This is a genomic window from Streptomyces sp. NPDC054887, assembly GCF_053610585.1.
Genome location: NZ_JBSGYQ010000003.1, coordinates 130,100 through 143,881 on the forward strand (window position 1 = coordinate 130,100; position 13,782 = coordinate 143,881).

Genomic DNA, 13,782 nt, shown 5'->3' on the forward strand with positions numbered 1-13,782 from the left:
CCGGTCCCCAGTGACCGCTCCCGTACGACCACGTACGGCGCGGCCACCGTGCCCCAGACCCGCGCGCAGACCTCTCGCACCCGCGAGAGGTTTTTTCGTTTCCCGGCCCCATCACGGCCGGGACGAGGCGCGCGCGATGATGGGGGCAAGTGGAGCCAGTCCTTCCACTCGACAGGAGTCCAGACAGCCATGACCACTTCAGGCCCCGACGACAGCTTTCACGTCTTCGACACCACGCTGCGCGACGGCGCCCAGCGCGAGGGCATCAACCTGACGGTCGCCGACAAGCTGACCATCGCCCGGCACCTGGACGACTTCGGCGTGGGCTTCATCGAGGGCGGCTGGCCCGGCGCGAACCCGCGCGACACCGAGTTCTTCGCCCGCGCGAAGGCCGACATCACCTTCAAGAACGCGCAGCTCGTGGCCTTCGGCGCCACCCGCCGCCCCGGTGCGAGGGCCGAGGACGACCCGCAGGTCGCCGCCCTCCTGGACTCCGGCGCCCCGGTCGTCACCCTGGTCGCCAAGTCCCACGACCGCCACGTGGAACTCGCCCTGCGCACGACGCTCGACGAGAACGTCGAGATGGTCCGCGACACCGTCTCCCACCTCCGCGCCCAGGGCCGCCGCGTCTTCGTCGACTGCGAGCACTTCTTCGACGGCTACCGCGCCAACCCCGAGTACGCGAAGTCGGTCGTACGGGCGGCCTCGGAGGCCGGAGCCGACGTCGTCATCCTCTGCGACACCAACGGCGGCATGCTGCCCGCCCAGATCCAGGCCGTCGTCGCCACCGTCCTCGCGGACACCGGCGCGCGCCTGGGCATCCACGCGCAGGACGACACGGGCTGCGCGGTCGCCAACACCCTCGCCGCCGTCGACGCGGGCGCCACCCACGTCCAGTGCACCGCCAACGGCTACGGCGAGCGCGTCGGCAACGCCAACCTCTTCCCGGTGGTCGCCGCCCTCGAGCTGAAGTACGGCAAGCAGGTGCTCCCCCCGGGCGCGCTCGCCGAGATGACCCGCATCTCGCACGCCATCGCGGAGGTCGTCAACCTGACGCCCTCCACGCACCAGCCGTACGTCGGCGTCTCCGCCTTCGCGCACAAGGCCGGCCTGCACGCCTCCGCGATCAAGGTCGACCCGGACCTCTACCAGCACATCGACCCCGGTCTCGTCGGCAACCACATCCGGATGCTCGTCTCCGACATGGCCGGCCGCGCCTCCATCGAGCTCAAGGGCAAGGAACTCGGCGTCGACCTCGGCGACGACCGCGAGCTCGTCGGCCGCGTCGTCGCCCGCGTCAAGGAGCGCGAGCTCAAGGGCTACACGTACGAGGCGGCCGACGCCTCCTTCGAGCTGCTCCTGCGCGAGGAGGCCGAGGGGCGCGCCCTCAGCTTCTTCCGCACGGAGTCCTGGCGGGCCATCGTCGAGGACCGCCCCGACGGCACCCACGCCAACGAGGCCACGGTGAAGCTGTGGGCCAAGGGCGAGCGGATCGTCGCCACGGCGGAGGGCAACGGCCCGGTCAACGCCCTGGACCGCGCGCTGCGCGTCGGCCTGGAGCGGATCTACCCGCAGCTCGCCAAGCTGGAGCTGATCGACTACAAGGTCCGCATCCTGGAGGGCACCCACGGCACCGAGTCCACCACCCGCGTGCTGATCACCACCGGCGACGGCGCGGGGGACTGGTCCACGGTCGGCGTGGGGGAGAACGTGATCGCGGCCTCCTGGCAGGCGCTGGAGGACGCGTACACGTACGGCCTGCTGAAGGCGGGCGTCGACCCCGCGGAGTAGGGGCCGGCGCACGGGCGGCCCGTGGCGTCCCGCGAGGGGCGCCCACCGGTCCGCCGTGCGCTCAGGCACGCATGCGTCTGTCCTAAATTGCACCCATTCGGGTAGCTTTTAGGTATGAGGGCACGACTGTTCTCCACCCTGTCAGGGCTGCTGCTCTCCGTGGCGGCCGCCGTACTCGCCGTGGCGCCCGGCGCGCAGGCCGCCACGGGGCTCGACGCGGCGGCGGACGCGCTGCGCCAGGGGCCGGTCTACGTCGATCCGCGCGCCGCCGGCCAGCTTCCGCCGCGCGAGGCGGACGCGCTGGAGGAGAAGATCCTCGACGCGGACAAGCCCGTCTTCGTCGCCGTGCTGCCGCAGGGCGCGCAGTTCCCGCAGGACGGACTCCTCGCCGACCTGCGGACCAAGACCGGGATCACCGGTGTGTACGCCGTCCGGCTCGGCGACGGCTTCAGCGCGGGCGCCGACCCGGCCGTGATGTCGCGCCAGGCGGTCGCCAACCTCACCGCCTCGGTGAAGCCGGCGGGCGGCAGCGACGCCGTCACCCAGCTGAACACCTTCGTCGACGACGCGCTCGAACAGGCCCGGGGCGACGCGCCGGGCACCTGGAACGGCGCGGCCGGGACCGGCCCGTCCTCCGTGGTCGGCCTGGTCACGTTCGGCCTGCTGCTCGTCGCCGGTGTCGGCGGCGTGTTCCTGGTGGCCAAGCGCAACCGCCGGCGCCGTGCCGAGCAGGAGCGGGCCGCGCTGGAGAAGGTGCGGGTGGTCGTGGACGAGGACATCACCGCGTTCGGCGAGACCCTGGACCGCCTCGACTTCCACCCCGGTGAGCCGGGCGCCGACGACGCGATGCGGGCCGACTACGAGCGGGCCCTGGACGCGTACGAGAAGGCGAAGTCGGCCATGGCGAGGGCGACCCGGGCCGACGACGTCCGCGAGGTGACCGAGGCGCTGGAGGACGGCCGCTTCTCGCTCGCCGTGCTCGCGGCGTGCCGCGAGGGCGCCCCGCTGCCGCAACGCCGGCCGCCGTGCTTCTTCGACCCGCGCCACGGGCCCTCCACGGCGGACGTGGACTGGGCTCCGGCCGGGGGTCACACGCGCCGGGTGCCGGTCTGCGCGGCGGACGCCACCCGGCTGTCCGAGGGGCAGGACCCGATGTCCCGCACGGTCGAGACGGCCGACGGCCGCCGTCCGTACTGGGAGGCGGGACCGGCGTACGCCCCGTGGATCGGCGGCTACTACGGCGGCGGCATCCTGCCCGGCCTGCTGATGGGCACGATGCTCGGCTCGATGCTCTCCACCCCCGCCTACGCCGACTCGGGCGCCGGCGGTTACGAGGGCGGCGACTTCTCGGGCGGCGACTTCAACTCCGGTGACTTCGGCGGCGGAGGCGACTTCGGCGGAGGCTTCGGCGGCGGCGACTTCGGCGGCGGAGGCTTCTGAGCCCGCCGGGGCGTCCCCGGCACCGGACCCGACCCGGGGGAGGAGGCCGTCCGGACCCGACCGGCCCCGCGACCGGCCCCGGACACAAGCAGTCCCCGGTAGTCCGTCCCGATTCCGTGAGTCCCAGCCGTCGCTGGGGGCTACAGACCCGAGCGGATCTGCCGGGGGCCTGGCCAGAACCTGCGAGTGGGTCGTCACGCAAGTCGACGAACGTCTCCGCCGACCGTGCGGCTCGCTCCGGTTTTCCGGTGTATTAGGGATTTTCCTCCCGTTTTCCAGCAAGTCAAGAGGTCGCGGCGTTCTTGACGGCGGAGATGTCGAACGTCAGCTTGATCTTGTCGCTGACCAGTACGCCGCCGGTCTCCAGGGCCGCGTTCCAGGTGAGGCCCCAGGCGGAGCGCAGGAGTTCGGCCCTGCCCTCGAAGCCGACGCGCTCGTTGCCGAAGGGGTCCGTGGCGGAGCCGTTGAACTCCAGGTCGATGGAGATCGGCCGCGTGACGTCCTTGATGGTCAGGTCGCCGGTGATCCGGTAGTCGCTGCCGCCCAGCGCCTCGGCGGAGGTCGAGCGGAAGGTCATCAGCGGGAACTGCTCCGCGTCGAAGAAGTCGGCGCTGCGGAGGTGGCCGTCCCGGTCGGCGCTGCCGGTGTCGATCGAGGCCATCTTGATGTCGATCGAGGCGGTGGAGGCGGCCGGGTCCGTGCCGTCGAGCCGCAGGGAGCCCGAGTACTCCGGGAACGCCCCGCGGACGTTGGTGACCATGGCGTGACGGGCGGTGAAGCCGATGCTGCTGTGCGCCGGGTCGATGGCGTACTCGCCGGTCAGGGCGGCCAGGGCCGGGTCGACGGCGGCCGGGGCGGCGGGGGTGGTGGCGGCGCTGCGGGTGAAGAGACCCATGATGACGAACTCCTTCGTGGCATTGGTTGAGCCTTCAACGAGAACGACTGTAGACCCATTCCGTTCAACTTTCAACCATCGGGTCCGGGTGACATTTTCATGCCCGTCGTACGTGGTGGAGCCGACGGTGGGGCAAGCGCTTGCCCTCCGGTCCGGCGAAGGGCATTGAAGGCGCGCGCTGCTCGTGCTAGACCAGCGTGGCACAGGTCTGAACCACCCATTCCGGAGGTTCCACGTGCCGCCCGCATCGCCCCGCTCCCGCCGCGCCTTCCTCACCGGGGCGGCCGCCGCTTCCGTCGGCGCGCTCGGCCTCCCCGGCCCCGCCCACGCCGCGGCCGCCGCCGACGACGACGAGTTCGACACCCTGCGCCTGCGCTGGGTGGACCTCTCCCTGGGCACCGGCTTCGACGCCGCCGCCGAGCCGTACGCCTCGCGCCTGAAGGAGACCGGCCGCCTCGCCGCGGACTTCCGCGCCACCATGGCCCCCGCCGACACGTCCCTGTGGCCCGGCCACCCCTTCGACCCGCCCGCCGGCGTGACGCAGAGCTACAGCCGGCTGTGGACCATGACCCAGGCGTACCTCCAGCCCGGTACGGGCCTCACCGGCGACGCGTCCCTCCTCGACGGCGTCCTCCGCGGCCTCGACCACGTCTGCGCCCGCGTCTACAACCCCTCGACCACCCGCTACGGCAACTGGTGGGAGTGGCAGATCGGCAGCCCCCGCCTGCTCATGGACATCGTCGCCGCCCTCCACGACGAACTCACCGACAGCCGGCGCCGGGCCGCCTGCGCCGCCGTCGACCACTTCGTCCCCGACAGCGCGCTGAAGGACTACTCCGGCACGAGCACCGGCGCCAACCGCGTCGACCTCTGCCGCTCCGTCGCCCTGCGCGGCGTCGTCGGCCGCAGCCCGGCGAAGATCGCCCTCGCCCGGGACGCCCTGTCGCCCGTCTTCCCGTACGTCAGCCAGGGCGACGGCCTGTACGCCGACGGCTCCTTCGTCCAGCACACCTGGGTCGCCTACTCCGGTACGTACGGCCAGGTCCTGCTCGATGGTCTCGGCCGGCTGTTCACCCTCCTCGCGGGCTCCACCTGGGCGGTCACCGACCCCAACCGCCAGATCGTCCTCGACTCCGTCGAGAACGCCTACGCGCCCCTGGTCTACAACGGCCTGATGATGGACAGCGTCAACGGCCGTGCCATCAGCCGCGGTTACCTCAGGAGCGACGACCGCCGGGTCATGCGCAGCGACCACTTCCACGGCCAGGGACTCGCCGCCGCCGTCACGCTGCTCGCCGCCGCCGCCTCGGAGGCGGAACGGCGGCGCTGGACCGCCCTCGTCAAGGGCTGGATCGAGCGCGACCGTACGACGCCCCTGCTCACCGCGCCGCAGTTCGGCGTCGCCGACCTCGCGCGGCTGCACGCGGTCGCCGCCTCACCGGTGGCCGCCGCCCCCGAACCCGTCGCGCACAAGCTCTTCGCCTCCATGGACCGGGCCGTGCACCGGCGTCCCGGCTGGGCGGCCGGCATCGCGATGGCCTCGGAGCGCATCGCGTACTACGAGTGCGGCAACGGCGAGAACCCGCGGGGCTGGCACACCGGCGCCGGAATGCTCTACTGGTGGCCGGGGGAGCGCCACAACGACCAGTACACGGACTGGTTCTGGCCCACCGTCGACTTCCGCAGGCTGCCCGGGACCACCGTGTCCACCAAGCCGCTGCCCGACCGGGCGGGCGGCGAGTGGGGCGCCCCCAGGCCCGCCGTCCGGTGGGTCGGCGGCGCCACCGACGGTGAGTTCGCCGCCGTCGGCCAGCACCTCAAGGGCCTCGCCTCCACCCTCGAAGCCCGCACGTCCTGGTTCTGCCTGGCCGACGCGATCGTCTGCCTCGGCGCCGGCATCACCTCCACCGACGGCGTGCCCGCCGAGACCGTCGTCGACAACCGCATGCTGGGGGAGGGCGGTACGAACCGCCTCAGCCTCGACGAGGACGGCGCCGCGCCCCGGTGGGCGCACCTCGAAGGGCACGGCGGCTGGGTGTTCCCCGGAGCCGGTGCCGCGGCCCTGCGCACCCTGCGCGAGGACCGCACCGGTTCCTGGAGCGACATCAACACGAACAGCACCACCGAGCGCCGCACCCGCCGCTACCAGACGCTCTGGCTCGACCACGGCACCGACCCGGTCGACGCCGGCTACGCCTACCTCCTCATGCCGGGCGCCTCGCGCCGCACCGTGGCCGCCCGCGCGGCCGACACCGGCTGGTTGCGGACGCCGGCCAACACCCGCGCCGTCCAAGCCGTCGCGATCCGCTCCCTCGGCGTCACGGCGGCCAACTTCTGGCAGCCGGGCACGGTGGAACGTCTGACGGTGACGGCCCCGGCCAGCGTCCTCGTACGGAGGAGGCGCCGCACCGCGACCCTCGCCGTCAGCGAGCCGCCGCGCACCGGGCGGCCGCTGGAGGTCGTCTGGGAACGCCGGAACGTGCGCGTCGTTTCCGCGGACCCCTCCGTCGAGGTGCTGTCCACCGGCCGTACGCTGAGGCTCCGCGTCGCGCCCGGAACGGCCGGTGCGAGCCACCGCTGTGAGGTGGCTCTCAGCTGACCGTCCCCCCTGCGCTTGTCGAACCCCCACAACGACAGGCCGCCCTGAGCTGGTGCTTAGGCTGCATGGCGGGATGGTTCTGTCCAGTGGTGACAGGAGAACGGGCCGGAGACTGTGAAGAGTCGACGGCCTGTTTTTCTTGTACTCCTTCGTAGGGTCAGTACATGACCGTTTTGGACCAGACGCCGAGCGAGCCCACCGACGCCCGTGGCCGGGTGGCCGAACTGCTCGCCCTGCGCGAGCAGGCCCGCCGCGGCCCCAGTGACCGGGCGACCGAAGCGCAGCACGCCAAGGGCAAGCTGACCGCCCGTGAGCGCATCGAGCTGCTGCTCGACCCGGGCACGTTCAAGGAGGTCGAGCAGTTGCGCCGGCACCGGGCGACCGGTTTCGGCCTGGAGGCCAAGAAGCCGTACACCGACGGTGTCATCACCGGCTGGGGCACGGTGGAGGGCCGCACGGTCTTCGTCTACGCCCACGACTTCCGCATCTTCGGCGGCGCGCTGGGCGAGGCCCACGCCACCAAGATCCACAAGATCATGGACATGGCCATCTCGGCCGGCGCTCCGCTGGTCTCCCTCAACGACGGCGCCGGCGCCCGTATCCAGGAGGGCGTCTCGGCGCTCGCCGGCTACGGCGGCATCTTCCAGCGCAACACCCGCGCCTCGGGCGTCATCCCGCAGATCTCGGTGATGCTCGGCCCCTGCGCGGGCGGCGCGGCGTACAGCCCGGCCCTCACCGACTTCGTCTTCATGGTCCGTGAGACCTCGCAGATGTTCATCACGGGCCCGGACGTCGTGCGCGCCGTGACCGGCGAGGAGATCACCCAGAACGGCCTCGGCGGCGCCGACGTGCACGCCGAGACCTCGGGCGTCGCGCACTTCGCGTACGACGACGAGGAGACCTGCATCGCCGAGGTCCGCTACCTCATCTCGATGCTGCCGTCCAACAACCGCGAGAACCCGCCGACGGTCGACTCCGAGGACCCGGCGGACCGCCGCTCGGACGTACTCCTCGACCTCGTCCCCGCCGACGGCAACCGCCCCTACGACATGCGCAAGGTCATCGAGGAGCTCGTCGACGACGGCGACTTCCTGGAGATCCACGAGCGCTGGGCCACCAACATCATCTGCACGCTGGCCCGCCTCGGCGGCCAGGTCGTCGGCATCGTCGCCAACCAGCCGCAGTCCCTGGCCGGCGTCCTCGACATCGAGGCCAGCGAGAAGGCCGCGCGCTTCGTCCAGATGTGCGACGCGTTCAACATCCCGATCGTCACCCTGTTGGACGTCCCCGGCTTCCTGCCCGGCGTCGACCAGGAGCACGGTGGGATCATCCGGCACGGCGCCAAGCTGCTGTACGCCTACTGCAACGCCACCGTTCCCCGGATCTCGCTGATCCTGCGCAAGGCATACGGAGGTGCGTACATCGTCATGGACTCCCAGTCCATCGGCGCCGACCTCACCTACGCCTGGCCCACCAACGAGATCGCCGTGATGGGCGCCGAGGGCGCGGCCAACGTCATCTTCCGCAGGCAGATCGCCGACGCCGAGGACCCCGAGGCCATGCGCGCGCGCATGGTCAAGGAGTACAAGGCCGAGCTGATGCACCCCTACTACGCCGCGGAGCGCGGCCTCGTCGACGACGTCATCGACCCGGCCGAGACGCGCGAGGTGCTGATCGCCTCCCTCGCCATGCTCCGCAGCAAGCACGCCGACCTGCCGTCGCGCAAGCACGGCAACCCCCCGCAGTAACCCTGCGACGAAGAGGAGAACCCAGTGAACGAATCCCTGCTGCGCGTCGAGAAGGGCCACGCCGAGCCCGAGGAGCTGGCCGCCATCACCGCGATTCTGATGGCCCGCGCCGCGAACCGCTCCGACGGGGTCCCGGCCCACCACGGCCGCTCCACGGCCGGCTGGCGCCGCCTGGAGCGCACCCCGGGCTTCCGCGCCCCGCACAGCTGGCAGGGCTGAGCCGCACCGCCCACCCGGGCGCGTACGCCGACGCGCACGACGAAGGCCCCCCACTCTTCGAGTGGCGGGGCCTTTTCCGTACGACGACGCGTACGACGACGCTTACGACGAAGGCCCCCGTCCACTCCTGCGAGTGGCGGGGGCCTTTCTCGTACGCACGCTCCGTACGCCTACCGCAGCCGCGCCATCAGGGCGTGCTCGACCAGAGTGATCAGCGCGCTCTTGGCGTCCGCGCGGTGGCGGGCGTCGGTGGTGAGGATCGGGGTGTCGGGGCCGATCTGGAGGGCCTCGCGCACCTCGTCCGGGTTGTACGGCTGGTGTCCGTCGAAGCCGTTGAGGGCGATGACGAACGGCAGCCCGCTGTTCTCGAAGTAGTCGACGGCGGGGAAGCAGTCGGCGAGCCTCCGCGTGTCGACCAGGACGACGGCGCCGATGGCACCCCGGACCAGGTCGTCCCACATGAACCAGAAGCGGTCCTGACCGGGCGTACCGAAGAGGTACAGGATCAGGTCCTGGTCCAGGGTGATACGGCCGAAGTCCATGGCCACCGTGGTGGTGGTCTTGTCGCCGGTGTGGGTGAGGTCGTCGATGCCCGCCGAAGCGGACGTCATGACGGCCTCGGTGCGCAGCGGGTTGATCTCCGAGACGGCTCCGACGAACGTGGTCTTGCCCACGCCGAAACCGCCCGCCACCACGATCTTCGCGGAGGTTGTGGAGCGGGCTGCTCCGCTGCTAGAGCTTGCGAAGTCCACTGAGCACCCTTTCGAGCAGTGTCACGTCTGGCTGGCCACCGGCGGACTCGTCGCCGCCGGGCTGGTGAATGGCTACAAGTCCGGCCTCTGCCAGGTCGGCGACGAGGATCCGGGCCACCCCGAGGGGGATGGTGAGAAGTGCCGAGATCTCGGCGACCGACTTGATCTCCCGGCACAGGTGGCAGATCCGCTGGTGCTCGGGCAACTGCCCTTGCAGGCGCGACGGGTCCGCCGTGGTGCTGACCAGAGCCTCGATGGCGAGCTGGTAACGCGGCCTGGTGCGTCCGCCGGTCATGGCGTAGGGCCGGACCAGCGGATTGTGGTTCGCCTGGGAGGCGGGGGGCGCCGGGGCCCGCCGCGACTGCGCCGGCTGGGCGCGCTGCTGAGGCTGCCGCTGGTGCGGAGGCTGCTGCTCGTACTGCTGCGGCCGGCTCGGCGCGGAGGGGAAGTTGAACCTGTTCTGCGAGGTGTCACCCTGATTCTGACCCTGGCCGTAAGGCCAGTTGGCCGAAGAACCGTCCGGGGGTGTTGCCACGTTTCCTCCTCCGACTGCCGGGCGCCCTATTGCTTGCTGAGGTGCCACGTTCCCGAACATTAAAGCCCGTGGACACCAAAGCGCACTCTTTGTCTGCTAGTTGAGAAGACTTCCTTGCAGCTCGGCGCGCAGGTCCGGAGTGAGGACACTGCCGGCCCGGTCCACCAGGAGAGCCATCTCGTACCCCACGAGACCGATGTCGGCCTCGGGGTGGGCGAGTACGGCCAGCGAGGAGCCGTCCGAGATCGACATCAGGAAGAGGAAGCCGCGCTCCATCTCCACCACGGTCTGGTTGACCGCGCCGCCCTCGAAGATCCGGGACGCACCCGCCGTCAGCGAGGTGAGTCCGGAGGCCACCGCTGCCAGCTGGTCGGCGCGGTCCCGGGGGAAGCCTTCGGACATCGCCAGCAGGAGTCCGTCCGCGGAGACCACCACCGTGTGGGACACCCCGGGGGTGTTGTCCACGAAGTTGGTGATCAACCAGTTCAGATTCTGCGCCGCCTGGCTCATCGGGCTCACACTAACGCTCCTGGTTGTAGGTGTTGCCATGGCCACCGTTCTGATCGTAGGTGGCCGCCGTGTTCGTGTCCGTTCCCGCATTGCGACCCTGCTGGACACCCCGGCGCAGGTTGCTCAACCTGCCCCGGACGTCCTCGGGAGCGCGGGAGACCTGTGGGCCGCCCTGCGGGGTCTGCTCCGCGGTCCCCTCGACCAGATTGGCCTTGGGCACCCGCCGGGGAAGACCGGAGGAGGTGACTCCGCCTGCCTTGGGCTCACGGAGCTTCTCCGCCCGCTGCCAGCGCTCGTCGTTCGACGAACGCCACTCATCGGTACCGGTGCCGCCCTGCCCGTCCCCGTCCTGCTGCGACGCGTCGTGCTGCGGCTGCTGGGCGACGACCGGCTGCTGCGTACGGTCCTGACCGACGGACTCCGCTCCGGGCTGCCAGTGCTGCTGGCCGCCACGCCGCGGGAGGCCGGCGCCGGTCATCTCGTGGCCGGGGGCCGGGGAGGAACCCGGACGGTCGAAGCCTACGCGCTCGCGGTCGTTCGCGGGAGCGCCGGGACCAGATTCCGTTTCCGACCCGAACTCCGGTTCGTACGCTCCCTGGTAGGAGACCTGATCCGGCCAGTTGCCCTGGTGGGAGGCGGAATCGTACGAGTCTTCGTACGTCGCCTGCGGTGCCGTCGGGTCCTGGTACTCGGCGTCCGGATACGTCTGGTACGCCGGGTAGTCGTCGTACCCGCCCTGGTCGTACGCCGGCTGCTGCGGCTGCGCGTACTGCTGCTGCGGGTCCTCGTACGCCTGCTGGTCGTCGTACTGCTGCTGGTCGTCGTACGGCGTCTGCTGCATCTCGTCACGGAACAGCGGACGGTCGCCGGTGGCCTGGGCCTCCAGCTGCGCGCGCCGCTCCTCACGGATCAGCGAGCGGCCCACCGGGTCCAGCTGCGCGTCCTCGCCCTCGTTGCCGTAGCGCGAGTCGTCGAAGCCCAGCTCGGCCGCGGTGCGCAGCGGAGCGCTCTCGTACACCTGCTGCTCGGGGATGATCGAGGAGACCGTGAAGTCGTCGTGCGGGAGCGCCTCGCCGCCGCCACCGTGGGTGATGGCGTCCGGGAGCATGACGAGCGACGTCGTACCGGCCTGCTCGCCCGACGGGCGCAGCTGGACGCGGATGCTGTGGCGGTCCGCCAGACGGCCGACCACGAACAGGCCCATGCGCTGCGAGACGGCGGCGTCCACGGTCGGCGGGTTCGCCAGCTTGTGGTTGATGTCCGCGAAGTCCTCGGCGGTGAGGCCGATGCCCTTGTCGTGGATCTCGATCATGACGCGGCCGTCGGGCAGCCGGGTCGCGGTGACGCGCACCTTGGTCTGCGGCGACGAGAACGTGGTGGCGTTCTCCAGCAGCTCGGCCAGCAGGTGCACGAGGTCGGTCACTGCCTGGCCGTGGATCTCCGACTCCGGGACGCCGCTCAGCTCGATGCGCTCGTAGCTCTCCACCTCGGACGAGGCGGCGCGCAGCACGTCGACCAGCGGAACCGGCTGGTTCCAGCGGCGGCCGGGCTCCTCGCCGGCGAGGACGAGGAGATTCTCGCCGTTGCGGCGCATACGGGTCGCGAGGTGGTCCAGCTTGAAGAGGTTCTCCAGCTGGTCCGGGTCGGCCTCGTTGTTCTCGAGGTCGGTGATCAGCGTCAGCTGGCCCTCGATGAGGGACTGGTTGCGGCGCGAGAGGTTGGTGAAGATCGCGTTGACGTTGCCCCGGAGCATCGCCTGCTCGGCGGCGAGCCGGACGGCCTCGCGGTGCACCTGGTCGAAGGCGCGGGCGACCTCGCCGATCTCGTCGTGGGACGTGATCGGGATCGGCTCGACACGGGTGTCGACGCGGCCCGGCTCCGTACGGGAGAGCTGGTCGACCAGCATCGGCAGGCGCTGCTCGGCGATGCCGAAGGCCGCGGTCCGCAGCCGGCTCATCGCGTTGCTCATCTGGCGCGCCATGAGACCGGCCAGGATGACCGAGGCCAGCAGGGCGATGACGACGATCAGACCGTTGACGATGGCGTCGGTCTTGGCGTCCGAGGAGATGGTCGCCGCCTCGTCCACCGCCTTGTCGACGAGGTCGTTCTCGATCTCGGTGTAACCGTCGAACTTCGCCGTGGACGCGGCCATCCACACCTCGGGCGTGACGCCCTGCGCCTTGAGGCCCGAGGGCTTGCCCTGGCCGATCGCCTCGGCCATGCCGTCCAGGATCGAGCCGCCCTTGCTCGGCGGCGCCTTGAAGGGGACGCCGGCCTGCTGGGCCTGCTGCTTGGCGGCGGCGAGCTTCTTGGCGCCGTCCTCCGCCTTGCCCTTCATGATGCGCTTGAGCTTGTCGGTGTCCTCCTGCGTACCGCCGGAGACGTACTCGCCGAGGGCGATCTGCTCCAGGTAGTTGTACGAGTTGAACGCGACCGTCTGCTTCGCCAGCTTCTCCGGGTCGGCGCTCGGGCGGACCAGGAGGTGCGTGCCGATGGAACGCTGGAGCGACGCGGCGGCCTTGGCGAGCTGCACGGCGTAGACCGTACGGCCGTAGGCGGTGATGTTGCCGGTGCCGAGGCCGAGCTCGTTCGACAGCTCCATCAGGGAGTGCTGGATGCCGACGTAGCCCTCCTCGGTCTTCACCGGGTCGAGGGCCTCGCTGTACGCGGCCTTGCGCAGCGCGGCGAGCTTCGGCTCCTCCGCGGCGAAGAGGCCGAGACGGCGTTCGAGGCCCTGCTTGTCCGGGATGTCCCCGGTGGCGTCGTGGAACTTCTTCGCCGCCGCGTCGGTCTCGGCGTACGCGTCGGTGACCTCGGAGCTCTTGCGCTTGCCTTCGAGGAGCGGCTGGGCGGTCAGGTCGCGCTCGTTGAGCAGCGCCTGTCCGTACTCCGAGGCGGCGCGGACGAGAACGGCAGTCTTCTCGGCGTCCTGGGCCTCGCGCCAGGTGTCGATCGAGCCCTTGACCTGGAAGCCGCCCATGACGAGGCCGACCAGCACGGGTATGAGCAGGATCGCGTTCAGCCTGGTGGGCACGCGCCAGTTGCGCGGCGAAAGCTTGCTGCTGCTGCCCCCACCGCCACCGCTGCTCCTGGGGGCGGCGGCGGGCGAGGTCGCGGGCGACGTCGCTGTGCGCGGCGGCGGGGTGAAGTTGCCCCGCGCCTGCTGCTGTGCGGAGCTCGTCTTGCTGCTACGCCTCACTCGACCAACAACCTCTCGGCGTCGGCACCTACGTTGTGCCGTTTTTCTCGTTCAGGGCCGTACTACTCGGGAGTTCGACGAATTCCAGCACGGG

General features: G+C 71.0%; 10 protein-coding genes. 5 read left to right on the top strand and 5 right to left on the bottom strand.

The window, feature by feature from the left end:
• Nucleotides 1-189 precede the first annotated feature (189 nt).
• Entirely contained in the window at nt 190-1,791 is a 1,602-nt protein-coding gene (gene cimA, locus ACWGH0_RS02975) for a citramalate synthase (RefSeq protein WP_453402348.1), read from the top strand.
• A gap of 114 nt (nt 1,792-1,905) precedes the next feature.
• Nucleotides 1,906-3,231: a hypothetical protein gene (locus ACWGH0_RS02980; RefSeq protein ID WP_453402349.1), complete on the top strand. Its 1,326-nt coding sequence runs from the start codon at nt 1,906-1,908 to the stop codon at nt 3,229-3,231.
• A 283-nt stretch (nt 3,232-3,514) separates the two neighbouring features.
• Here ACWGH0_RS02980 and ACWGH0_RS02985 read toward each other — a convergent pair whose 3' ends face one another.
• Nucleotides 3,515-4,126 carry a YceI family protein gene (locus tag ACWGH0_RS02985; RefSeq protein WP_453402350.1) on the bottom strand — a complete coding sequence of 204 codons (612 nt, stop codon included), beginning with the start codon at nt 4,124-4,126 and terminating at the stop codon, nt 3,515-3,517.
• Between the two features lie 235 nt (nt 4,127-4,361).
• On the opposite strand from ACWGH0_RS02985, the gene ACWGH0_RS02990 reads away from it, so the two are divergent.
• The 3 genes from ACWGH0_RS02990 to ACWGH0_RS03000 all read left to right on the top strand — a co-directional run bounded on the left by ACWGH0_RS02990 (nt 4,362) and on the right by ACWGH0_RS03000 (nt 8,692).
• The gene (locus ACWGH0_RS02990) at nt 4,362-6,725 is read left to right on the top strand and encodes a polysaccharide lyase 8 family protein (protein ID WP_453402351.1); all 2,364 of its coding nucleotides are present in this window, start codon (nt 4,362-4,364) and stop codon (nt 6,723-6,725) included.
• 164 nt (nt 6,726-6,889) lie between these two features.
• Entirely contained in the window at nt 6,890-8,473 is a 1,584-nt protein-coding gene (locus ACWGH0_RS02995; RefSeq protein ID WP_453402352.1) for an acyl-CoA carboxylase subunit beta, read from the top strand.
• 24 nt (nt 8,474-8,497) lie between these two features.
• Nucleotides 8,498-8,692 carry an acyl-CoA carboxylase subunit epsilon gene (locus ACWGH0_RS03000; protein WP_453402353.1) on the top strand — a complete coding sequence of 65 codons (195 nt, stop codon included), beginning with the start codon at nt 8,498-8,500 and terminating at the stop codon, nt 8,690-8,692.
• A gap of 170 nt (nt 8,693-8,862) precedes the next feature.
• On the opposite strand, the gene ACWGH0_RS03005 is transcribed toward ACWGH0_RS03000, so the two are convergent.
• From ACWGH0_RS03005 to ACWGH0_RS03020, 4 genes are all read right to left on the bottom strand, one after another.
• Nucleotides 8,863-9,444 carry a GTP-binding protein gene (locus ACWGH0_RS03005; RefSeq protein WP_028813754.1) on the bottom strand — a complete coding sequence of 194 codons (582 nt, stop codon included), beginning with the start codon at nt 9,442-9,444 and terminating at the stop codon, nt 8,863-8,865.
• Complete coding sequence (locus tag ACWGH0_RS03010; RefSeq protein WP_453402354.1) at nt 9,425-9,979, bottom strand: DUF742 domain-containing protein; 555 nt, start codon at nt 9,977-9,979, stop codon at nt 9,425-9,427. Before ACWGH0_RS03010 ends, ACWGH0_RS03005 begins: the two co-directional genes overlap by 20 nt.
• Nucleotides 9,980-10,075: 96 nt before the next feature.
• Nucleotides 10,076-10,489, bottom strand: a complete 414-nt coding sequence (locus ACWGH0_RS03015) for a roadblock/LC7 domain-containing protein (RefSeq protein WP_037649449.1) — start codon at nt 10,487-10,489, stop codon at nt 10,076-10,078.
• 10 nt (nt 10,490-10,499) lie between these two features.
• On the bottom strand, nt 10,500-13,688 hold the full coding sequence (locus ACWGH0_RS03020; protein ID WP_453402355.1) for a nitrate- and nitrite sensing domain-containing protein: 3,189 nt from the start codon (nt 13,686-13,688) through the stop codon (nt 10,500-10,502).
• Nucleotides 13,689-13,782 lie beyond the last annotated feature (94 nt).